The sequence below is a fragment of the Corallococcus sp. CA049B genome, assembly GCF_003611685.1.
Lineage (GTDB): Bacteria > Myxococcota > Myxococcia > Myxococcales > Myxococcaceae > Corallococcus > Corallococcus coralloides.
Window position 1 is genome coordinate 25,975 of the sequence record NZ_RAWC01000033.1, and the last position, 21,146, is coordinate 47,120.

The 21,146-nt window shown below is 70.0% G+C and carries 21 protein-coding genes; 14 read left to right on the plus strand and 7 right to left on the minus strand.

The window, feature by feature from the left end:
• The 4 genes from dnaA to D7W82_RS10585 all read right to left on the minus strand — a co-directional run bounded on the left by dnaA (position 1) and on the right by D7W82_RS10585 (position 3,880).
• Positions 1-1,359, minus strand: a complete 1,359-nt coding sequence (gene dnaA, locus D7W82_RS10570) for a chromosomal replication initiator protein DnaA (protein ID WP_120618221.1) — start codon at positions 1,357-1,359, stop codon at positions 1-3.
• Positions 1,360-1,629: 270 nt separating this feature from the next.
• Positions 1,630-2,064 carry a GNAT family N-acetyltransferase gene (locus D7W82_RS10575; RefSeq protein WP_120618222.1) on the minus strand — a complete coding sequence of 145 codons (435 nt, stop codon included), beginning with the start codon at positions 2,062-2,064 and terminating at the stop codon, positions 1,630-1,632.
• A 467-nt stretch (positions 2,065-2,531) separates the two neighbouring features.
• Positions 2,532-3,287: a DUF5953 family protein gene (locus D7W82_RS10580; protein ID WP_120618245.1), complete on the minus strand. Its 756-nt coding sequence runs from the start codon at positions 3,285-3,287 to the stop codon at positions 2,532-2,534.
• Positions 3,284-3,880, minus strand: a complete 597-nt coding sequence (locus tag D7W82_RS10585) for a DUF6310 domain-containing protein (RefSeq protein WP_370450977.1) — start codon at positions 3,878-3,880, stop codon at positions 3,284-3,286. The genes D7W82_RS10580 and D7W82_RS10585 overlap by 4 nt, the downstream gene beginning before the upstream one ends.
• Positions 3,881-4,479: 599 nt before the next feature.
• Here D7W82_RS10585 and rpmH point away from each other — a divergent pair.
• The 8 genes from rpmH to D7W82_RS10625 all read left to right on the plus strand — a co-directional run bounded on the left by rpmH (position 4,480) and on the right by D7W82_RS10625 (position 10,316).
• Positions 4,480-4,632 carry a 50S ribosomal protein L34 gene (gene rpmH, locus D7W82_RS10590; protein ID WP_120526629.1) on the plus strand — a complete coding sequence of 51 codons (153 nt, stop codon included), beginning with the start codon at positions 4,480-4,482 and terminating at the stop codon, positions 4,630-4,632.
• Positions 4,633-4,647: 15 nt separating this feature from the next.
• Positions 4,648-5,067 (plus strand): ribonuclease P protein component, encoded by a 420-nt coding sequence (rnpA, locus tag D7W82_RS10595; protein ID WP_014400871.1) that lies wholly within the window; start codon positions 4,648-4,650, stop codon positions 5,065-5,067.
• The gene (gene yidD / locus D7W82_RS10600; protein WP_014400870.1) at positions 5,064-5,282 is read left to right on the plus strand and encodes a membrane protein insertion efficiency factor YidD; all 219 of its coding nucleotides are present in this window, start codon (positions 5,064-5,066) and stop codon (positions 5,280-5,282) included. Before rnpA ends, yidD begins: the two co-directional genes overlap by 4 nt.
• 52 nt (positions 5,283-5,334) lie before the next feature.
• Entirely contained in the window at positions 5,335-7,155 is a 1,821-nt protein-coding gene (yidC, locus tag D7W82_RS10605) for a membrane protein insertase YidC (protein WP_120618224.1), read from the plus strand.
• On the plus strand, positions 7,152-7,940 hold the full coding sequence (locus D7W82_RS10610) for a hypothetical protein (RefSeq protein WP_120618225.1): 789 nt from the start codon (positions 7,152-7,154) through the stop codon (positions 7,938-7,940). Before yidC ends, D7W82_RS10610 begins: the two co-directional genes overlap by 4 nt.
• A 46-nt stretch (positions 7,941-7,986) precedes the next feature.
• Positions 7,987-8,214, plus strand: a complete 228-nt coding sequence (locus D7W82_RS10615) for a hypothetical protein (RefSeq protein ID WP_014400867.1) — start codon at positions 7,987-7,989, stop codon at positions 8,212-8,214.
• Positions 8,215-8,274: 60 nt separating this feature from the next.
• Positions 8,275-9,630, plus strand: a complete 1,356-nt coding sequence (mnmE, locus tag D7W82_RS10620; RefSeq protein WP_120618226.1) for a tRNA uridine-5-carboxymethylaminomethyl(34) synthesis GTPase MnmE — start codon at positions 8,275-8,277, stop codon at positions 9,628-9,630.
• Positions 9,631-9,707: 77 nt separating this feature from the next.
• Complete coding sequence (locus D7W82_RS10625) at positions 9,708-10,316, plus strand: Uma2 family endonuclease (RefSeq protein ID WP_120618227.1); 609 nt, start codon at positions 9,708-9,710, stop codon at positions 10,314-10,316.
• 10 nt (positions 10,317-10,326) lie between these two features.
• On the opposite strand, the gene D7W82_RS42330 is transcribed toward D7W82_RS10625, so the two are convergent.
• The gene (locus D7W82_RS42330; RefSeq protein ID WP_120618228.1) at positions 10,327-11,355 is read right to left on the minus strand and encodes a general secretion pathway protein GspE; all 1,029 of its coding nucleotides are present in this window, start codon (positions 11,353-11,355) and stop codon (positions 10,327-10,329) included.
• 292 nt (positions 11,356-11,647) lie between these two features.
• On the opposite strand from D7W82_RS42330, the gene D7W82_RS10635 reads away from it, so the two are divergent.
• A complete protein-coding gene (locus D7W82_RS10635) occupies positions 11,648-12,244 on the plus strand; it encodes a cysteine dioxygenase family protein (protein ID WP_120618229.1) in 597 nt (198 codons plus the stop codon).
• 2 nt (positions 12,245-12,246) lie between these two features.
• Here the strand turns inward: D7W82_RS10635 and sppA are convergent, their stop codons facing one another.
• Positions 12,247-14,043 (minus strand): signal peptide peptidase SppA, encoded by a 1,797-nt coding sequence (sppA, locus tag D7W82_RS10640; protein WP_120618230.1) that lies wholly within the window; start codon positions 14,041-14,043, stop codon positions 12,247-12,249.
• A 260-nt stretch (positions 14,044-14,303) separates the two neighbouring features.
• On the opposite strand from sppA, the gene D7W82_RS10645 reads away from it, so the two are divergent.
• Entirely contained in the window at positions 14,304-15,290 is a 987-nt protein-coding gene (locus tag D7W82_RS10645; protein WP_120618231.1) for an aldo/keto reductase, read from the plus strand.
• A gap of 21 nt (positions 15,291-15,311) precedes the next feature.
• Here the strand turns inward: D7W82_RS10645 and D7W82_RS10650 are convergent, their stop codons facing one another.
• On the minus strand, positions 15,312-15,722 hold the full coding sequence (locus D7W82_RS10650) for a hypothetical protein (RefSeq protein ID WP_120618232.1): 411 nt from the start codon (positions 15,720-15,722) through the stop codon (positions 15,312-15,314).
• Positions 15,723-15,973: 251 nt separating this feature from the next.
• Here D7W82_RS10650 and D7W82_RS10655 point away from each other — a divergent pair, with 251 nt between their 5' ends.
• The 4 genes from D7W82_RS10655 to D7W82_RS10670 all read left to right on the plus strand — a co-directional run bounded on the left by D7W82_RS10655 (position 15,974) and on the right by D7W82_RS10670 (position 20,680).
• Positions 15,974-18,799, plus strand: a complete 2,826-nt coding sequence (locus D7W82_RS10655; RefSeq protein ID WP_199727723.1) for a pitrilysin family protein — start codon at positions 15,974-15,976, stop codon at positions 18,797-18,799.
• Between the two features lie 40 nt (positions 18,800-18,839).
• Positions 18,840-19,301, plus strand: coding sequence for a macro domain-containing protein (locus D7W82_RS10660; protein WP_120618234.1), 462 nt, complete (start codon positions 18,840-18,842; stop codon positions 19,299-19,301).
• A 36-nt stretch (positions 19,302-19,337) separates the two neighbouring features.
• Positions 19,338-20,015 (plus strand): glutathione S-transferase family protein, encoded by a 678-nt coding sequence (locus tag D7W82_RS10665; RefSeq protein WP_120618235.1) that lies wholly within the window; start codon positions 19,338-19,340, stop codon positions 20,013-20,015.
• A gap of 110 nt (positions 20,016-20,125) precedes the next feature.
• Complete coding sequence (locus D7W82_RS10670; RefSeq protein WP_147439289.1) at positions 20,126-20,680, plus strand: hypothetical protein; 555 nt, start codon at positions 20,126-20,128, stop codon at positions 20,678-20,680.
• Positions 20,681-21,146: the final 466 nt, after the last annotated feature.

Sequence of the window (21,146 nt, forward strand, 5' to 3'; positions counted from 1 at the left end):
CTACATGCCGCCGAGCTTCGTCTCCAGCTCCGACAGGTCGCGGTGCACGGCCGCGTCCGTCTCCCGCAGGCCTTCGACCTTGCGCACGGCGGAGATGACGGTGGAGTGGTCCTTGTTGAAGCGCGAGGCGATCTCCGGGAAGGAGCTCTTGGTCAGCTTGCGGCTCAGGTACATGGCCACCTGGCGCGCGTGCGCGAGCGCCTTGTGGCGCCGGTCCTCCTTCAGCGCTTCGACCGTCACCTTGTAGAAGCGGGCGACCTCGCGCTGGATGGCCTCCACGTCCACGGTGCGCTGCGCGGGCAGGATGTCGCGCAGCACCTGGGACGCGAACTCCTCCGTCACCGGCTGCTTCGTGAGGCTGTGCATCGCGGACAGCTTCACGAGCGCGCCTTCCAGTTCGCGCACGTTCTTCTGCACGTGCTTGGCGATGAAGTGCGCCACGGGGTCCGGCAGGTTGAGGCCCTCCTGCTCCGCCTTCTTCTGGAGGATGGCGACGCGTGTCTCGTAGGTGGGCTCGCGGATGTCCGCCATCAGGCCCATGGCGAAGCGGCTGCGCAGGCGGTCCTCCATGCCGGGCACCTCCGCGGGCACCATGTCGCTGGTGAGCACGATGGCCTTGTTGAGGCCGAAGAGCGTCTCGAAGGTGTAGAAGAACTCCTTCTGCGTCTCCTCGCGCTTGCCCAGGAACTGGATGTCGTCGATGAGGAGCACGTCGCACTCTTCGCGGAACTTCCGGCGGAAGTCCGTCATGCGGTGCTCGCGCACGCTCTCCACGTACTCGTTCGTGAACTGCTCGCTGGAGAGGTAGACGATGCGCTGGGTGGGGTCCTTCTCCCAGATGTGGTTGCCCACGGCCTGGAGCAGGTGCGTCTTGCCCAGGCCGGTGCCGCCGTAGATGTAGAGCGGGTTGTAGTTGTGGCCCGGCCGGTGGGCCACGGCCTGCGCGGCGGCGGCGGGGAGCTGGTTGCTGTCCGCGACGACGTAGGTGTCGAAGGTGAAGCGCGGGTTGAGCCGCGCGGGCCGCATCGAGTTCACCTTGACGGTGGGCGTGGGCGGCAGGTCCGCGGACGACGGCGGCGGACCGACGACGACCTCGTAGGCGACGCGCCCCAGGGACGGCTCCAGCCGGGCCAGGTGCGTCTCCAGCATGGCGCGGTAGTGGTCATCCACCCAGTCGCGGAAGAAGCGGTCCGGCACGCCCAGGACCAGGGCGTTCTCGCGCACCTCCATGGGGCGCATCCGCTCCAGCCAGGTGAGGGCGTAGTGGAGCCCCTCCTGACGGATGGCTTCCAGCGTGCGGGTCCAGATGACGCCGGCACTGGGCAGCGAAGGCGAAGGGGCTTGGGCGAGGGCGTTCACTTGGAGGCTCAGGGACGGCGCGGAAGGAGGGAACCCGCGGGCGTCCGGCGGTGCTAACACCCGCTCTCCGGCTGATCAAGGAACCGGCCTGTAGCACGGATCAGCGGGACGCCCTGGCGGGTGGGGATGATCACTCGCGGCGGATCCGCTTTCGCGCTGCGGAGGCGAGCCGTTCCGGTGGGTTGCGGGAGGTGGGCGGCGGCGCCACCTGAACGGATCCACCGTGGCGCGCGGCCGTCAGGTGCTGGACAGGGGGCGGGAGTGACGCGCCTACGTCGGACCCAGCCTCATGAGGACTTCGCCTGGATCCTCGTGGGGCACGGGGTGGAAGCCACACTTCTCCAGGACGCGGATCGACGCGAGGTTGTGGGCGGCGACCCACGCATGCAGCGGCCGGGTGGGCACGAGCCGGAGGAACTCGGAGAGGGCCCGGGTGGCGAGGCCCTGTCCCCAATGCTCGCGACCCATCCAATAGCCGACGAGGCGCTGGCCCTCCTGTTCCCAACTGCCGATGTTCCCAACCACCACGCCGCCCATCACGATTGTGCGGTTGACGTTCCCGGGACGCAGGACGTTCGTGCGCCAGTGGGTCATGAACGCGTCGCGCTCCCGCGATGGAAATCCAGCCATGCGCGCCGCTTCGGGGTCGCGCTGGTGTTCGAAGAACAGGGGGAGGTCCTCATCCGTGACGTCGCGGAGGATCATCCTGGAGAGGCTACTTGAACGGGCGGCGCACCCACCTGTTCCTTGCCCCGTCCCCCCTTTTCCTACATGATCGCCCGGTCCACCCGGCGCAGGGCTGCACGGTCGGTGTTGCCGCGCACGCTATTTGAGGGATGGACGCCTGTTCTCGCGCACTCTGGTTGAGGGACTCGCGAGGAGAGGCTCCGAAAATCCCATCACGGAGCCGGACCACCGGAGAGCGCGCTCATGAGGGGATGCAACTCCTTGACGCGACTGGGGAACCGTAGTCCCGAGGCCATCAACCCGTCGGCTCACCGGTCCATCAACAAAGGCGCGCGGCAACACTCCGAAGCCCTAGGCCCTTCCGAACGCCGTATGGATCAACAACCCCGCGCAGCTCCCCAACTCACAGGCGGCTGCGCACTAATCTCTCAGTTTCACTGTCTCATTCACGTTGACAGGTTCCGTTCCTTCCGGTGCGGGTGCGGTCAAGGCACTGACCGTCCGCCTATTTCCGGAAAGCGCTCGTAGGCCCACAGGAGTGCTGCCAGGTGCGCGCGGTTTCCCAGGTCGAGCGGAGCATCCGTGAGCCGGACCACCCACCCGCCAGTAGCAGTGCGCCGGGCACGTGACAGCAACTCGGCGTCACGCTCAGGGTCCGGGAACCCGAGGGCCTTCGCGGCCTCGGCCGACCAGTAGTTCAGCCAACCCAGGTGGCGTGGAATCTCTGGAGTGGAAATCGCTTCTGGGAGCTTGAGAGCGGGCAGTCCGAGAGGTGGCTTTTCAGGTCCATGTCGCTTCGGGCCTGTCTGATCCGCGATGAACTGCATCACGGATGACGGCGCCAGGATCCCCCAATATGCGTGGACACCCTCCGCGACGTGCTCCAGCACATCCGCTGCCGCCGCGATGCTGGCTGCGTCCTGAGGCAGCTTCGCATGGACCTGGAGTTGAGGTTGTCTGCCCGGACTTGAACTGGCGGATCTGCGCAGTCCGGAAATCGTCACGGGATAGTCCTCGTCTCCGTTGCAGATGAGCGGAAACTCTCCTCGTGCCGCTGAGGCCGCGAGCCACGCGTCTCGCTGAGATAGCGCGACAGGCTTTCCTTCCTTGGATATCTCCCACGCCAGACGCATGCCGGGCATCGCCCGTTCCATGCCTTCAACGACAGCGAGCGTACGGCCGTCGTCCATCGTCAGAGCCGGTGCATGGACATTCAGGATGAGGCGGTCGCGCGTCGTCATCGTTCGCACCCCGTGACGACGATATCCAACTCGTCGGCAATCTCCTTCAGCGCGGCTTTATGCGCCTCGCTGCTCACTCCCACCACGAAGGCGTAGCCACATGCCCCCGCGATGTCTCGCTCCTCCAGCAGTTCGGCCACCTGGTCCCTGACCACCTGCGCTTGAAGGAAGTCGCTGTACGTGTCGAACTGGTCGGTCTTGATTTCCCACAGCACGCGCACACCGACTTGCAACGCATCGAAGTGCTTGCCGTTCACGAGCACGTCATGGCCGGGGTAGCGATTCGGTGGAATCCTGTCGGCACACCGGTTGTGCGCGTCGTCTCCTCCCCGGTGCTTGACCGGAATGGGTTCGCACCTGGGATGGCGCGTCCGGTCCAAGGCGTCGGGAGGCATCGGGGGCTGCCAGTCCTTCCCAACAGGGTCGGGTTCAAGCCTGGGCTTCCGTTTCGCTACGGTCTCCCGGGGGACGGCCCTCGTTCCTCGCATGGCCCCAGCTTCCTCGGGATAGAGCTGGCGGAACTCGTACGCGTCCAGTTCCTCTTTGATGGCGACCGCCACCACGACAACACCTGTGATGATGACTGCGCCCATGACGATTTCAGGAGCGACAAGGACACAAACTCCAAGCCCCAGGGTCGCGGCTCCAGCGGAGGCGACCGTGCAACGTCCCGTCGGATCGTGAAACCGGATCCGGTGATGGTCCAGCGCTCCGAAGCAGCGCTCCACCACCACGGACCAAGGCGAAGAAGCCTCCTGGACGACGCATCGCCCCTCATCACTCCAAGGCAGCTTTGACGCCCTATGGAGGTTGGCGACCCTCAAGGAAGGGGTCGTGCGGGCCTTCAGGGGCATTGGGGTAGCGCACGCCGAGGACAGGAGCAAAAGCAGGATGCAGGCATGGAGGCGCATGGCGACGTCCGTTCAACCGGCCAGCCACTCGTGGGTCAACAGCGAAGGACCTGGAACGGGCCCACTCGGCTCCGGGCCCAGAGTCCTTCAGCGAAGCCCTGTTCCTTGCCCCGTCCCCCCTTTTCCTACATGATCGCCCGGTCCACCCGGCGCAGGGCTGCACGGTCGGCGCTGGTGATCCTTGATTGACTTGTCCTGGAAATAGGGTTACGGACGCCCCCTTTCCAATGTACGGGTCGCGCCGATGATTCAGGCGCTGCCTTCAGCTCTCAGGAGTCGTTGTGTCCAAGCGCACGTACCAGCCGTCGAAGATCCGGCGCAACCGCGCCCACGGGTTCCGTAAGCGGAACGCCACCAAGGGCGGCCGGGATGTCCTCAAGCGCCGCCGCGCCAAGGGCCGTAAGCGCCTGGTGGTGTCGTCGTTCAAGAAGTAACTGGACGCACGGACGATGGCCGAGGGAGCGGCGCCGCGGGTGCCTCAGGCAACCGACGAGCGCTTCCCCAAGGCCTTTCGCCTGCTCCAGCGGCGTGAGTTTCTTGAAGTCCAGGAGGGCGGTCAGAAGATTCCGTCCGACTGCCTCCTGGCCCTCGTTCAACGCAATTCCCGGGCGCACTCCCGCGTAGGGCTCACCGTCTCCAGCAAGGTGGGCAACGCGGTGGTGCGCGCACGCCTGCGCAGAGTGCTCCGCGAGCTGTTCCGCAAGCACCGCGGGCAATGGCCCCCCGGTCTCGACGTAGTCCTGGTCGTCCGCTCCTCGGCGAAGGAAGCCTCCTTCGCGCAAGTTTCCCGTGCGTTCGACGGCGTCACCCGTAAGCTGCAACGGCTCTTTCCGGCACCGCGCGTGCCTCCCAAAGAGCCCGCCCCATGAGTCCACTCGCCTTCGTCATCGCCCTGCCCATCCGCTTCTACCGGCGGTTCCTGGGGCCGCTGTTGCCGAAGGCGTGTCGGTTCCATCCCTCGTGCTCCACCTACGCCATGCAGGCGCTGGAGAAGCACGGCGGGTTGAAGGGCAGCGCCCTCACCGTCTGGCGCCTGCTGCGCTGCCAGCCATTCCACCCCGGTGGATTCGATCCCGTCCCCTGACGGTTTGCTTCCGCCCGCCCTCCGGCGCCGTGCCGCCGGCACAGGGAACTCCATGACGAACGACCCGCTGTCGCCCCAGTCCAACGATTCACAGAAGCGGCTGCTCCTGGCGCTCGCCCTCTCCTTCGCGGCCACCGCCGCCTACACCTTCTTCTTCGCCCCCCAGGGGCCGCCCCCGGGCGCGGAAGGCGCGGACGCGGGCGTGGAGGTCGCCGCGACGGCCGACGCCGGCACCCCGGGCATGGCCGCCGTACCGCCGCCGGGCGCCGGAGGCGAGGACGCGGGCACCCACGCCGAGGCCCCGCAGCCCCCCGCGCGCACCGTGGAGTTCGCCCGCCCGGAGGTGAAGTACACCTTCTCCTCGGAGGGCGCCGGCCTCACCTCCGCCGTGCTCCAGGGCACGAAGATGCGCGAGCAGCAGTCGCTCACCGTCAAGGAGGGCTTCGAGAAGCTCTTCGGCAAGGACATCCCCCCGCCGCCGCAGATGAACGTGGCGCACCCGGTGCCCGGCCAGCCCCTGCCGCTCGCGGTGACGATTGAGGGCGCTGCTCCGCTGGCGGGGAACACCCGCTACGCCGTGCAGGAGGCCCCCACCGACAACGGCGGCAGCGTGGTGTTCACCGGCCGCCAGGGTCCGTGGGAGGTGACGAAGACGGTGCTGTGGCCTCGCGAGGGCTTCGAGTTCACCTACACCGTCCAGGTGCGCAACACCTCCGCGCAGGCCCAGTCGGGTGAGCTCAAGGTGCACTACGGCCGCGCCATCGACCCGGAGTTCGAGCACGCGCCGTCCTTCTTCGGCGGCGTGGGCAACCTGAGCCGCTCCGCGTGCTGGGTGGAGGACAAGCTCCACAACCTGTCCCCGGGCGACAAGCCGCCCGAGGAGACGAAGGGTCCCATCTCCTTCTTCGGCATCAACCAGCAGTACTTCCTGTCCGCGCTCTACCCGCTGGACGGCGCCCTCCAGGGGCACTGCACGCTGACCGCCACGCCCACCGCGCGCGAGGTGTCCGCGGGCTTCCCGCTCAACGTGGCCCCCGGCCAGGTGGCCACCTTCCGCTTCGGCGGCTACGCGGGCCCCAAGGACCCGGACCTGCTGCGCATCGTGCCTGGCACGGAGCTGCGCGCCGTGGCCGGCCTGTCCACCACGACCTTCCACCCCATGCTGGAGGACACAGTCGACTTCGGCATCTGGGCGGTGGTGTGCAAGCTGCTGCTCGCCGTCATGAAGTTCTTCCACGGCATCGTGGGGAACTGGGGCGTCGCCATCATCCTGCTCACCGTGGTGGTGAAGCTGGCGCTGCTGCCGCTCACATACCGCTCCATGGTCAGCATGGAGGCGGTGAAGGTGCTGCAGCCGAAGATGGAGGAGATCCGCAAGAAGTTCGCGGACGACAAGGAGCGCCAGAACCTGGAGATCATGAAGCTGTACCAGGAGGCGAAGGTGAACCCCCTGGGTGGCTGTCTGCCGCTGCTCATCCAGATGCCGGTGTGGATCGCCCTGTTCACGTCGCTGCGCAACAGCTTCGAAATCTACGGCGAGCCCTTCTTCGGCCCCATCTGGCGCGACCTCACCTACAAGGACCCGACGTACATCCTGCCGCTGGCGCTGGGCGTGTCGATGATCATCACGCAGAAGATGCAGCCGCAGATGATGGACGCGGCGCAGGCGCGGATGATGACCTGGGTGATGCCCATCATCTTCACCTTCACGCTGCTCCAGTACCCGGCGGGCCTGTCGCTCTACATCTTCACGAACAACGTGCTCTCCATTGGCCAGCAGTGGGGCCTGCGCAAGTGGCTGGACCGCAACAAGAACCAGACGGGCGGCGGGACGCCGGCGGTGGTCACCGCCGGGGGAGGCAAACGCAAGTGAGCGGGGCACAGGTGGTGGCGGGCGGCGGGGACTTCCGCCCCCGGGTGGAGAAGCTGCTCACGGACATCCTCGGGCTGATGGGGTTCCCTGCGCGGCTGGACCTGCAGGACGCCGCCGACGGCAGCCTGTCCGTGGCGCTCCACTTCGAGTCCGGCGCGCCTCCGGGCGTGGAGCCGGGCAAGCGCAGCCAGGTGCTGGATTCGCTCCAGTTCCTGCTCAACAAGATGCTCCACCGCCCCGGCGTGGAGCGCCGCTGGGTGATGCTGGGCGCGGGCGCGCACCCGGAGCCCCGGCCGCGCCGTGACGCGGCGGCGCAGCAGCAGGCCGCCGCTCTGGCTGGGACCGTGGCGCAGGTGGCTTCCACGCCCGCGCAGCAGCCGGCCCGGGCCGCGGCGCCTGCTCCGGCCGCGCAGCCTCCGCAGCGCAACGCGCGGGGTGGGCAGCCGGCGCAGCAGGCCGCGAAGCCCGCGCAGGCGCAGGCCCCCGCGAAGGGCGTGGAGGCGGATGAGCGCACGCTGCAGGTCGAAGAGGATCCGGTGTTCCGGGAGGCCGTCCGCAAGCTCGCGGAGAAGTCCGCCAGCCTGGGGCGCTTCTATGCGTTCGCCGCGATGAAGACTGAGGACCGCGCGCGCGTCCTGAAGGCAGTAGAAGGAGTGGGTGGAGTGAAGGTGGCGGCGGAAGGCGAAGGCCGCAACCGACGCGTGGTGTTCACCCCGGCGAAGCCCGCCCCGATGCCCAAGCGGAGCCTGCTGCCGGACGACGACGAAGACGACGTCGACGCCTGAGCAGGTGTGCCCGCTTCGGGGCCGCCGGCGGGCGCGAGAGGGACGAATGGGTAAGGCGAAGGGGTTGAAGGACAAGCTGTACGGCGCGGCGGTGCTGAAGATGAGCTTCCGCCTGCGAGGGGATGAGGAGTCGCCGGCGTTCCGCTTCGTCTACCCGGGCGTGCTGCGCGACCTGGAGGTCGACGACGCCGAGGTGGAGAAGTACATCGAGGAGCACCGCGACGACGTGGAGCGCGCCGCTCGCGGCTCCACTCCGCCGCAGGGCGTCCGGTAGGCGCTCGAGGGGCGGGAGTCATGCGAGCGCGCCCGTCCGCCGCTGGTCCCCTGCCCCGCCATGACGTCTGACTCCGCCACCATCGTCGCCCTCGCCACCGCGCCCGCCGCGGGGGCGGTGGGCATCCTCCGGCTGTCCGGGCCGGCCGCGCTGGAGGTGGGACGGAGGCTCGCGCCCGGTGTTCCCGCATCCCCCACGCCGCGCCATGCGTACCTGGCGTCGTTCGTGGACGCCGCGGGCGCGGCGCTGGATGAGGGCCTGTTCCTCTACTTCCAGGCGCCCCGGTCCTTCACCGGCGAGGACGTGGTGGAGCTCCAGGCGCATGGCAGTCCGCGCCTCTTGCGGCTGCTGCTCACTCGGGCGCTGGAGGATGAGCGCGTGCGTCCGGCGCTTCCCGGTGAGTTCACCCGGCGCGCGTTCCTGAACGGCCGCATCGACCTGACCCGCGCGGAGGCGGTCGCGGACCTGGTGGCCGCGGATTCGGAGGCGGCCGTGCGCGCCGCCGCGGCTGGACTTGCCGGCGCGTTGGCCGAGCGGATCCGCGCGCTGGAGACGCCGCTGCGCGAGCTGCACGCGGACCTGGAGGGCGTCCTCGACTTCCCCGACGAGGCGGAGGGCGCGGACGCGGAAGCGGGCCCTCGCGTCACCGCGCTGCGCTCCGCCGCCGAAGCGCTGCGCGCGGAGGTGGGCCGTGGACGGCTGGTGCGCCAGGGCGCGCGCGTGGCGCTGTACGGCCCGGTGAACGCGGGCAAGTCCACGCTGTTCAACCGGCTGGTGGGCGAGGCCCGCGCGCTGGTGGATGACGAGCCCGGCACCACCCGCGACGCGCTGGAGGCCCGCGTCGAGTGGGACGGCCTGGGCGTCACCCTCTACGACACCGCCGGCCTGCGAGAGGCCCCCGGACGCGTGGAGGCCCTGGGCATCGCGCGCACGCGGGAGCTGCTCGCGGCCGTGGACCTGGCCGTGCTGGTGCTGCCTCCGGAGACGTCGAGCGAAGAGGCCGCGTCGTGGACTCGCGAGGCCGGTGCCACACCCGTGCTCGCCGTCACCGGCAAGTGCGACGCCATCCCCGGGGCTCGAGACACGGTGTCCGCTGGCCTCCCCTCCCCTGCCCCGCCGCGCGTCAGCGGACTCACGGGCGAGGGCGTGGAGGCGCTCCGGACCACGGTGCTCACGCGACTGTGGGGCGGGGGGACGCCCTCCGCGGTAGCGCTCGTCTCCGAGCGTCACGCGGACGCCCTGCGTCGCACCGCCGAGGCGCTGGGCCGCGCCGAAGCCGCGTCACGCGTGTCCACCCTGGAGGTCCTCTCCGGCGAGGTGGGGCTCGCGCTGGAGGCCCTGGGCGAAGTGTCCGGAACGAGCGTTTCCGAAGCGCTCCTGGACACCCTCTTCCAGCGCTTCTGCATCGGGAAGTAGCGCCTTCGCGGGTGGCGGTCCGCATGTCAGACCCCTCCCTAGAATGCCTCGCGTTCACCGGCGCTCCCCGAGGATTCATGACGGCACTCCAGCAGCTTCAACCCACCTCCCACTCCCTGCTCTCGGCGCTGCCGTCGGGCTGGGTGGGGGAAATCCTCGATGGCGAGCTGGTGGCCTCGCCCCGCCTCTCCGTGGCGCCCGCTCGCGCGGCCTTCATGATGGGCGTGGAGTTGGGAGAGCGGTTGGATCCGCGCCGTGGCGGCAACGGCCGCTGGTGCTTCCTGCGCGCGCCGGAGCTGCACCTGGGCGAGGACATCCTAGTGCCCGACCTGGCCGGCTGGCGCCGTGAGCGCGTGGCCGCCCCGCCGGAGCCCGGCGCCGCCTTCTTCACCCTGGTGCCGGATTGGGTCTGCGAAGTGCTGACCCCCGCCACCACCGCGCTGGACCGGGCCCGCAAGCTGCCCCTGTATGGGCGGGCCGGCGTGTCCTACGTCTGGCTGGTGGACCCCGTCGCGCGCACGCTGGAGGTCTACCAGCGCCTCAAGCGCGGCTGGCTCCTCACCGCGAGCCACGAGGACGACGCCCTGGTGCGCGCCGAGCCCTTCACGTCCGTCTCCCTGGAGCTGGGCTCGCTGTGGCTCCCCGACGCGCCGGAGGAGATGCCCCGGCTCGTCGCGGTGCCCTGACGCCGCGGCTTCAGCTCGCGTGCTTGAGGCGCGCTTCCTCGGAGGCGCGCGACAGCCGCCGCACGGAGCGCAGCAGCAGGTCCGGATCCACCGGCGCCGCCACGAAGCCCCGCGCATGCACGGCCTGCGCGCGAGGCAGGTCCCGCTCCGGCGCCTTGCCCGCCACCAGCACCTGCGCGCGCAGCCGCCGCGCCAGCACCTCCATCGCGGGCAGCGGCGCCACCACCACCTGCGCCTCGGTCGCGGCGCACACGTCCTCCGTGCTCGCCACCTTCACCGTGAAGCCCGCCCCGCTCAGCACCTGCACCAGGCCCGCCGCCGCGTCCGCGCCCCAGCCGTACACGAGCACCTGCTCGCGCGCCGCCACGCGCGGCTTCGGCGCCGGGGCCTGGACGGGCTCCAGGGGCGTCAGCATGGGAAGGTCCGCGCTGTCCGCCCGCCGCGCGGGTTCGCGGACGGGCTCCGGCGCCAGGACGGGCTCCGGCGCCAACAGGTCCGTCAGCTCCGCCAGGGACGTGCCCGCCACCAGGGGCATCGACTCGTCCCACTCCGGCAGGGAGAAGCTCTCCATCCCGGGACGGCGCCGCGGCGTCGCCGGCTCACCCCGGTACAGCCGCCCGATGGCCCGCCCCAGCGCCGCGTCCGTGGCCAGCCGGGGCACCACCCGCGGCTTGCCGGACACGCTCTTCACCACGTCCAGCGTGGCCAGGCTCGCCGGCGCGGCCAGGGCCACCACCAGCACCTCCCGCGCCCCCTGCCCTTCCAGCCGCAGCGGCACCACGCGGTGGGCCTCCGCCACCTTGCACGGAATCAGCCTGGAGAGCGACGCGTCCAGCGGACAGGCGTCCAGGTCCACCGCCTCCACGCCGGACTGGGCCGCCAGCGCGGACAGCACCGCCTCCGCCGTGCAGAAGCGCTGGTCCACCACCACCTGCCCCAGCGCCACGCCCCACTTGCGCTGGTACGCCAGCGCCGACTGCAGCTGCAATGAATCCACCACACCCCGCGCGAGCAGGATGTCCCCCAGGCGCTTCTTCATCACTCGTTCTCCTCCGGCCCCCCTCGATGCTTCGGCCGGGACGACCTGACCACCATGCCCTCCCCTCTACGTCAGGAGGGTGTAAAATTACATTTAAAACGGAGGAAGCGGGCTCCAGGCAGGTGCTGGTTGCCTGCTCGGACCCAGAAGGCGCCGGATGGCCACTTCTTCCCGCCGGTTCACCGTCCTTCAACGAACCCCGCCTCGATCCTTGAGGGGGGGACGACAAAGCGGACGTTCATTGGCGGACCCGAGGGTGGCCGGATGTCGCAGACGTTCCTAGCCTGTACGCATGGCTGACGCCTGCCTGAGAGAGTTCGTGCGGATGCTCCGCGCGCGCCGTGCCGCTCCCGGTGGACTTTCGGGCGTGGACGCGCGGATGGCAGGGCTGCGGTTGGAGCCCTCCAGCCTCAAGCCCTACCTGCACTTCCTGCCGGGCCGGTACACGCGCAACCTCGTCCACCGCGACGAGGGGATGGAAGTCATCCTCAACTGCTGGTCCCCGGGCGTGGCCTCGCCCATCCATGACCATGACGGCCAGGAGTGCTGGTTCAGCATCCAGCGCGGCGAGTTCCTCCTGGAGAACTACCCGCTGCTGGAGGGCGGGGCGCAGCCCGGCCTGGCGCGGCTGGGGACGCCGGTGCGCGTGGGGCCGGTGGGCGCCGGGCACGTGGACTTCCGCGACCCGGGCGCCTCCATCCACCGCGTGAGCATCGCCGGCAACGCCCCGGGCGTGACGCTGCACGTCTACGCCGGCCCGGTGGCCCGCTGTCTCGTGTTCGACCCGCGCCGTCACCGCTGCGCGTCGCATTCCTTGCGCTACCACAGCATCTTCGGCCGGCCGGTGCGGCCCTCCGAGGGCCGCGTCCCGGTCCCCCTGCACGTCTAGCGCTACCAGCGCACCTCCGGGAGCGGCGCGTACAGCGTGCGCCCCTCCGCGCCCTGCCCGGTGAGGCCCAGCTTCGCGCCCACGCGGTACACGGCCCGCACCTGCTCCAGCACCTGGGAGGACACGGCGGCGTGGCTCCCGGTGGCCTCGTCATCGCTGTTGTCCGCCTCGTGGTTGCCCAAGAGCTCCGACAGCACCTGGCCCGTGGGCCGGGGGCGCGGGAAGACGACGAGGCGGACGGGGGCGCCCTTCTCCAGCTTCGCGGCCTCCCGGGCCAGCTCCAGCGCCTTCGGGTAGCCGCCGAGCGCGTCCACCAGCCCGCGCTCCAGCGCGTCCTCGCCCGTCCACACGCGCCCCTTCGCGACCGCCTGGAGCTGCTCCAGCGGCATGTTCCTCGCCTGGGCGGCGCGGCTGGTGAAGTCCAGGTAGATGGTGTCCAGCTCGGTCTCCAGCTGCGCGCGCTGCTCGGGGGTGAACTCCTGGTCGGAGCTGGCGAAGGTGGCGTTCTTGCCGAAGGCGATGGTGTCGAAGTTCACGCCCAGCTTCGCCCACAGCTCCGACGTGACGAACTTGCCGTTGTACACGCCGATGCTCCCCGTCAGCGTGCCCGGCTGGGCGACGATCTTGTCCCCGGCCATGGCCACGAAGTAGCCGCCGCTGGCCGCGTACGTGCCCATGGAGACGATGACGGGCTTGCCCGCCTCGCGCGCGCGCTGCACCTCCCGGCGGATGGTGTCGCTGGCGGAGTAGCTGCCGCCCGGGCTGTCCACGCGGAAGACGATGGCCTTCACGGACGGGTCCTCCACCGCCTTGCGGAAGGCCGCCGCCACCGTGTCGCCGCCCATCACCTGTCCGCCGGAGAGCGGGTTGGACTGGCTCTTGCCGCGCAGCACCTCGCCCACGCCGTAGATGAGCGCGATGCTGGTGCCCGTCTGGTGCGGCCGGCCCGCGCGCTCCAGGTACTTGTCCACGTAGAGGAACTGCGCGCCCTCTCCGGCCTGCTGCTTGAGCTCGTCGTGGATTTCGTCGCGGTAGCGCAGCCCGTCCACCAGCTTCGCGTCCACGGCCGCCTGGCCCATGAAGGGCGCGCGGTCGATGAGGGCGCGCACCTCGTCCTCGGACAGCTTGCGGCCCTCGGCCACGCCCTTCACCACCTGCTGGAAGAGGCTGCCGCCGTAGGCCTCCGTGGCCTCGCGCTGGTGGGGACCGTAGGAGTCGTCGGTGAAGCTGTTGACGGCGTTCTTGAACTCGGCGCGCTTGCCGAACTCCGGCTTCACGCCCAGCTTCGCGAAGGCGTCGCGCGCGAAGGGCGTCTCCATCACCAGGCCGGTGAGCCCCACGTCGCCGGAGGGCTGGATGAAGACGGAGTCGAAGGCGCTCGCGAGGTAGTAGGCGCCGGTGCCGTTGCCCGCCTCACCGAAGCCGTCCGCGTAGGCCACCGCCCGCTTGCCCGACGCGCGGAAGGCCTTCACCGCGTCCCGCAGCTCCTGCACCTGCGCCGCGCTGCCCGGCTGCCCGATCCGCACCACCAGCGACTTCACCCGGGGGTCCGTGGCGGCCTTCTCCAGGCCCTCCACCACGTCCCTCAGCGACGTGGGCTCCTCGCCGAAGGCGCCCGCCAGGGACGTGTCCAGCGTGTACTCCGGCAGCGGCTCCTGCAGGTCCAGCTCCAGCACCAGGTTGGACGGCACACCCGGCTTGCTCGATGCCGCGAGCATCAGCAGCCCCACCACACCCACCACGAAGAGGATGGACAGCGCCCCAATGAAGGCCAGCGCGCCAATGAAGAAGCGTTTCATCCGAGAGGACTCCTGGTGCCCAAGTACCCGAGGGGCGTTCCCCCATCTTCAGGCGGCCTACCATCAACGCGCGCGTCCGACGACGCTTGCGTGCGATGCATTGATGGACGGCGGACGGGGAGCCAGGGCCTGCCCGTCCTGGTGGCCGGGGGGCGGGCCGGCACCCGGGTCCGGGCGAGCGCCGCCGCGGTGCACACCGTCCTTCTTGGAGCCAGGGGAGCCAGGGGAACCAGGGGGCCTCCGGCCCCGGGAGGCATGGGATGCAGAAGCGACGGTTGGGCAATTCCGACATGGAGCTCACCGCGCTGGGGTTCGGCGCGTGGGCCATTGGAGGGGGCGGCTGGGCGTTCGCCTGGGGCGCGCAGGATGACGCGCAGTCCATTGAAGCCATCCAGCGCGCGTTGGATTCGGGCATCAACTGGATAGACACGGCGGCGGTGTATGGGCTGGGGCACTCCGAGGACGTGGTGGCCCGGGCGCTGAAGGGCCGGGACAAGCGGCCGTATGTCTTCACCAAGTGCGGGATGGTCTGGGATGACCAGGGCAAGGTCAGCCGCCGGTTGAGCGCGGACTCGGTGCGCAAGGAGTGTGAGGCGTCCCTGCGCCGGCTGAAGGTGGATGCCATTGATTTGTATCAGGTGCACTGGCCGGTGGAGGACGGGGCGGAGCTCGAGGAGGGGTGGACGGCGCTGGCGGAGCTGCAACGGCAGGGCAAGGTGCGCTGGTTGGGGGTGTCCAACTTCAATGTCTCGCAGCTGGAGCAGGTGCGGCGCATTGCCCCGGTGACGTCGTTGCAGCCGCCGTACTCGCTCATCCACCGGGACATCGAGGACGACCTGCTGCCCTACTGCCAGACGCAGGGCATTGGGGTGATTGTGTATTCACCCATGGCGTCCGGCCTGCTGACGGGGGCAATGACACGCGAGCGCATCCTGGCGATGCCAGACGACGACTGGCGCCGCGGCAGCGAGGACTTCCAGGAGCCGAAGCTGTCGCATCACCTGTCGCTGGTGGAGCGCATGCGTGAGGTGGGCGCGCGGCATGGGCGCTCCCCGGCGGAGGTGGCCCTTGCCTGGACGCTGCGGGGGCCGGCGGTCACCGCCGCCATCGTGGGGGCGCGCAGCGCGAAGCAGGTGGAGGGCTTCATCCAGGCGGGAGACTTCCGGCTGACGTCCGAGGAGGTCCGCGAGGTGGAGGAGGTCCTGGGGTCCGGCTCCGCGATGGCGCCCGGGGGCATCTACGCCTGAGCGAGGGGGCGCATGGAGGGCTCAGTTCTCCCCCGGGCCGTCCATGCGCTCTTCCAGGACGTCGATGTGCTTGCGGTCCGTGGACTGGGCATCCGCGAGGTGGTTCAGCATGCGGCCCATCTGACCGAACATCCGGATCTGCGCGCTTTTGATCCCGTGCACTTCCTGCGTGAGGGTCGAGACGTGCGTGGTGAGCTCACCCATGTTGTCCCGGAACTCATTCATCTCCGCATCCAAGGCTCTCACCTGTTCGGAGATGGCATGGATCCGCTCCGACATGCGCTGGGTCTTCCGGAAGAGGACCCGGCACTTCATGTGGACCGTTCTCAAGGCCTTTTCCGTCCGCGCGAACTGCTCCTTCGACTCCTCCTGCATCTCGCGGAACTCCTGAAGCATCCGCACCATCACGTCCCCGCCCGTCGCCGTCGCCAATCCTTCCCTCCTGGTGGTGGGCGGCGTTCCTACCAAGGTGTTCTGACATGACATTGCGTCCGGCCTCCGGTTTGGATCCGCGCCAGGATACATGACGACCTGTGAGGTTGGAAGCGCGGGACAGGACCTGGGACGGTCCATGGGTGTCCCTGGGTGGACGCCTGCCCGGAGGGCCTGGGTTTCTCGGGATGGGAGGACCCGGTGGAGCGGTTAGAAGTCCCGTGCCTAATCCTTCGCACCCCGAGGACCGCATGACGCGTCGTACCCCGCTCGCCCTGCTGGCTGTCCTGCTCGTGGCGGCCCCGCCCGTGTGGGCCCGGGCCCCGGCTCCCCTCCCGAAGCCCGCTGCCTCCTCGACCGCGCGCGCCCAGACGAAGCCGGCCGCCCTGGCCCCTGTCGCGAGCGTCGAGGGCATCACCGAATACCGCCTGCCCAATGGCCTGCGCGTCCTGCTCTTCCCGGACCCCACCAAGGCCACCGTCACCGTCAACGTCACCTACCTGGTGGGCAGCAAGCACGAAGGCTACGGCGAGACGGGCATGGCGCACCTGCTCGAACACCTGATGTTCAAGGGCACGCCCACCACCCCCAACGTGCCCCAGGCCCTCACGGAGCGCGGCGCGCGCCCCAACGGCACCACCTGGCTGGACCGCACCAACTACTACGAGACCCTGCCCGCGTCGGACGACAACCTGTCCTGGGCGCTCGCCTTCGAGGCGGACCGCATGGTCCACAGCTTCATCGCGAAGAAGGACCTGGACAGCGAGATGACCGTGGTCCGCAACGAGTTCGAGTCCGGCGAGAACGACCCGCGCGGCATCCTCTTCAAGCGCACCATGAGCGCCGCGTACCGCTGGCACAACTACGGCAAGGCCACCATCGGCGCGAAGGCGGACCTGGAGAACGTGCCCATCGACCGGCTCCAGGCCTTCTACCGGCGCTACTACCGCCCCGACAACGCGACGCTCGTCATCGCCGGCCGCTTCCAGCCGGAGAAGGCCCTGGCGCTCGTGCAGGCCACCTTCGGCAAGCTCCAGAAGCCCGCGGATCCGGTGCCCCTCACGTACACCCAGGAGCCCACCCAGGACGGTGAGCGCGAAATCACGCTGCGCCGCGTGGGCGACAACCAGCTCATCTCCAGCGTCTACCACGTGCCCGAGGGCGCCCACCCCGACTTCGCCGCCATCGACGTGCTCACCCAGGTGCTGGGCGACGTGCCGTCCGGCCGCCTCTACAAGGCGCTCGTGGAGACGAAGAAGGCCTCGCGCGCGGGCGCGTTCAACTTCCAGCTGCGCGACCCGGGCGTCATCGGCTTCAGCACGGAGGCCCGGCAGGATCAGCCCCTGCCCCCCGTGCGTGAGGCGCTGATCAAGACCGTGGAGGAGGCCTCCCGCACGCCCTTCACCGACGAGGAGGTGAGCCGCGCGAAGACGGCCCTCGCGAAGCAGACGGAGCTGCTGCTCAACAACTCCGAGCGCGCCGCCATCCTCCTGTCCGAGTGGGCCGCCGTGGGCGACTGGCGCCTGCTCTTCCTGCACCGCGACCGCATCGAGGCCGTCACGCCCGCGGACGTCACCCGCGTGGCCTCCGCGTACCTCAAGAGCTCCAACCGCACCCTGGGCACCTTCGTGCCCACGCCCAAGCCGGACCGCTCGGAGCTGCCGCCCGCGGTGGACGTGGCGAAGATGGTGGACGGCTACCAGGGCAAGGCCGCGGTCGCCCAGGGCGAGGCCTTCGACCCCTCCCCCGCCAACATCGAGTCGCGCGTGCAGCGCGGCGAGCTGGCCAACGGCGTGAAGTACGCGCTGCTCCCCAAGAAGACGCGCGGGGAGATGGTCAACCTGGCGCTGGACCTGCGCTGGGGCACCGCGGAGGCCTTGACCGGCAAGCTGCCCGCCGCCTCCTACGCCGGCGGCATGCTGATGCGCGGCACGAAGAAGCACACCCGGCAGCAGCTCTACGACGCGCTCGACAAGCTCAAGGCCCGCGTGGGCGTGGACGGCGGCGCGATGGGCGCCAGCGTCTCCATCGAGTGCCCGCGCTCGAGCCTCCCGGAGGTCCTCAAGCTGGTGGCCGAGGTGCTGCGCGAGCCCGCCTTCGACGCGAAGGAGTTCGCGCTGCTCAAGCAGGAGCGGCTGGCCTCGCTGGAGTCGCAGCGCAGCGAGCCGCAGCCCCAGGGCAGCATCGCGTTCTGGCGCGTGCTGAGCGCGCACTACCCCAAGGGCCACCCGTATTACATCTCCTCGCTGGAGGAGCGCCTGGCCGACGCGAAGGCCGTCACGCTGGATCAGGCGCGCGACTTCCACCGCCAGTTCTACGGCGCCTCGCGCGGGGAGCTCGCGGTGGTGGGTGACTTCGACGCGAAGGAGATCACCTCGCTCGTGGGCACCCTGCTCGACGGCTGGAAGAGCCCGGCCCCGTACGCGCGCGTGCCTCGCACGTTCCAGGCCGTGGCCCCGAAGTCCGTGGTGCTGGAGACGCCGGACAAGGCCAACGCGTACTTCCTCGCGGGCCAGCTGCTCCAGCTGCGCGACGACGACGCGGACTGGCCCGGCGTGATGATGGGCAACTTCATGCTGGGCGGTGGCTTCCTCAACTCGCGGCTGGCCACGCGCGTGCGCCAGCAGGACGGCCTGTCCTACGGCGTGGGCAGCAGCGTGTCCGTCGAGGAGCTGGACTCGGTGGGCTGGTTCCTCACCTACGCCATCTACGCGCCGCAGAACGCCCAGAAGCTGGAGGCCGCCATGCGCGACGAGGTCACCCGCGCCGTGCAGAAGGGCTTCACGCCGCAGGAGCTGGACAAGGCGCGCGCGGGCCTCCTGGAGTACCGCCAGTCCGCTCGCGCGCAGGACGGCAACCTGGCGCAGCAGCTGGCGGACGGTCTGTATCTGGGGCGCACGCTCGCGTTCGACGCGGCCGTGGAGGCGAAGCTCCAGAAGCTGACCCCCGAGGACGTGCGCAAGGCCCTGTCCAATCACGTGGACTTCAGCAAGGCGACCTTCGTGCGCGCGGGTGACTTCGCGAACGCCTCCAAGCAGCAGGCCCCGTCGCCCGCCAAGGCGACCGCCGCGCCGTAAAGCCGTGTCTGTCATTGGGCATGGGCGCTAGAGTCCGCCCATGCCCGTGCAACTGGTGGAAGGCGACCTGCTGGACCAGCCGGTGGACGCCATCGTCAACGCGTGGAACCGGAACATCATCCCCTGGTGGCTGCTGTTGCCGCAGGGGGTGTCCGGGGCCATCAAGCGCCGGGGCGGTACGGCGCCGTTCCGTGAGCTGGCGCGCGTGGGGCCCATGCCCCTGGGCTCGGCGGTGGTGACCGGGCCGGGCACCCTGCCCTTCAAGGCCATCATCCACGTGGCGGGCATCAACATGCTCTGGCGCGCGTCCGCGCGGTCCATCCAGGACTCGGTGCGAAACGCGCTGGCTCGGGCGCATGAGCACGGCTTCCGCTCCCTGGCGTTCCCCATCATCGGCGCGGGCTCCGGGAGCTTCAACGAGGACCGCGCGCTGGAGCTGCTGCGCGAGGCCCTGGGGGACGCCCCCGATTTCGACGTGCGCGTGGTTCGCTTCCGCCGTTAGACGAGCGCACCTCTTCACACGCGAAGCGAGGGTGACATGATCGACCTGTACACGTGGGGCACGCCGAACGGCTTCAAGGTCTCCGTGGCTTTGGAGGAACTGGCGCTGCCGTACACCGTGCACGCGCTGGACATCTCCACGGGCGTGCAGAAGCAGCCCGCGTTCCTGGCCATCAACCCCAATGGCCGCATCCCCGCCATCGTGGACCGCGCGGAGGGCGACTTCGCCGTCTTCGAGTCCGGCGCCATCCTCATCTACCTGGCGGAGAAGACGGGCAAGCTGATGCCCACGGACGCGAAGGGCCGCTCGCGAGTCATCCAGTGGCTGATGTTCCAGATGGGCGGCGTGGGGCCCATGCAGGGGCAGGCCAACGTCTTCTTCCGCTACTTCCCGGAGAAGCTCCAGCCGGCCATCGACCGGTACCAGAACGAGACGCGCCGCCTGTACACGGTGCTGGAGAGCCGGCTGAAAGACCACGAATACCTGGCCGGTGACTACAGCATCGCGGACATCGCGAACTGGGCGTGGGTGCGCTCGCACGAGTGGGCGGGCGTGTCCGTGGACGGGCTGCCGGGCGTGCAGCGGTGGCTGGCCTCCATCGAGAACCGGCCCGCGGCGCAGCGCGGACTGGATGTGCCCACGCCGCGCAAGCAGGAGGACGCACGGACCGCCGCGCAGCGCATCGAGGGCGCTCGCGGGCTCATCCAGCGCTGAAGCGCCCTCCCCTCCCCTGCCCCGTCGCATGGCCCCGGACATCCGAGCCCGGCGTGCGAATGATGGGGCCGTTCAAGGCTCCCGGACCGGGAGCCCGGGGAGTGGATGACATGGAAGTGGTGCGGAGCCTGGGCCGGTGGGCCGGACTGTGTCTGGCATTGGGACTGTGGGGCGCGTGCACGCCGAGCGGCGGCACCGTGCGCGCGTCGCGGGACAACGTGGCGCTGGATGGCTGCGCGCCGGCCACGTGCTCGCAGGCGATGGTGGCCTGTGGCCGGACGCCGGACGGGTGCGGCGGCTTCATCGACTGCGGCGACTGTCAGGCCGGCACGTGCACCGACGGCCGCTGCGTGGCGCCGCCCGTGCCCGCCGAGCCGAAGAAGGAACCCACCGGCCCCATCAGCACCTGCACCCCCGGGTGCAAACCCAACGAGTCCTGCGTGGACAACCGCTGCGTCTGCCAGCGCGCGACGTGCGCCTCGCTGGGGCTGAAGTGCGGCACCGCGGACGACGGCTGCGGCGGCGTGTTGGAGTGCGGCGCGTGCCAGCCGGCCTGCCGCCCGGACGAGATGGAGTGCTGCGGCGCGTGCATCCCCAAGTCCGACGGGCGCTGCCCGGAGAACGTGCACTGCCCCAGCCGGTCGAACCCGCTGCCCACCCGCTGACGCCGGGCGGCTTTCCGGGCCCGGGTGAAGGGCCCGGAACCGGGAATGTCAGACCCCCCCGCTATACCCTTCCCCGTCGCGCACACGGAGGGTCCGCCGGCCTCGCTGGTTCGAGTCCGAGAGCCCCCATGCGCCCTCACCGCATGGGCCGCTTTCCGGCCCCCGTGTGTGCGACGCCATGTGAAGACACGAGGGCCGGGGGACTCGTGTGGGCAGGTCCCATGGATGCCATCGCCGTCGAAGGGCCAGAGACGCCACCGGTGTGTCAGGCGCGCCCTTTGATGGATCCACGATGACTGGTGCGCGCGAGGCGGGCGGCGTTGTTACCCCTCCCACTGCCCGCCTCGCGTGCTCCCAAACTGGGCCGGGCCCTGTCTGTGTTTGGGCCACGGCTCAGCCCAGGGAGGAACCAGCCGGGTGGACGGTGTCCCCATGCCCATGGCCGGCTTGCCACGGACGCGCCGGG